The organism is Mycobacteroides franklinii (genome assembly GCF_001853795.1).
Lineage (GTDB): Bacteria > Actinomycetota > Actinomycetes > Mycobacteriales > Mycobacteriaceae > Mycobacterium > Mycobacterium franklinii.
Genome location: NZ_MLIK01000009.1, coordinates 1 through 558, shown reverse-complemented (window position 1 = coordinate 558; position 558 = coordinate 1). Strand labels below are relative to the sequence as shown.

Annotated in this window: 1 pseudogene; it reads right to left on the bottom strand. The window is 63.3% G+C overall.

Features of this window, described 5'->3' with window-relative positions:
• Window positions 1-542: pseudogene (locus tag BKG76_RS07060) on the bottom strand (cytochrome P450); the annotation flags it as partial.
• Window positions 543-558 lie beyond the last annotated feature (16 nt).

Sequence of the window (558 nt, the reverse complement as noted above, 5' to 3'; positions counted from 1 at the left end):
TCGAAGAGCTTGACGCGGTCTTCCTCTGGGACACCGATCAATTCGGCGATGGCCTGCATGGGCAGCTCACTGGCCACCTCGCGCACGAATTCGCCGTGCCCGCCCTCGATCGCGCCCCGTACGATGCGTTCTGCCCGCTCCTCCAGGGTGATGCGCAAGGTCGCGATCGAGCGTGGGGTGAACATGCGCGACACCAGCCCGCGGAGCTTGGTGTGTTCGGGGGCATCCTTGTTGATGAGGACAGACAGCGTGGCCTGGAACTCTTCCGGGCTGATGTGGTCCTCGAGACGGGGGATGGCGCCCTTGCGGCCCGACGAGAAGATGTCGGTGTGTAGTGAAACCTGACGCACGTCACGATGCTTGGAAATAACCCAATAGCCGTCGTCGGCGAATCCGCCCACCGTGCGTGGCTGCGGGTTCCACCAGACGGGTGCCTCCCGGCGCAGGGTCGCGAACTCCGCGTGTGGCATCCGTTCTCCGTACAGCCCCGGATCGGTGAAATCGAATCCTTCCGGAAGTCCCAGCTCCGCAGTACTTTTCATTGCCATACACCTCCGT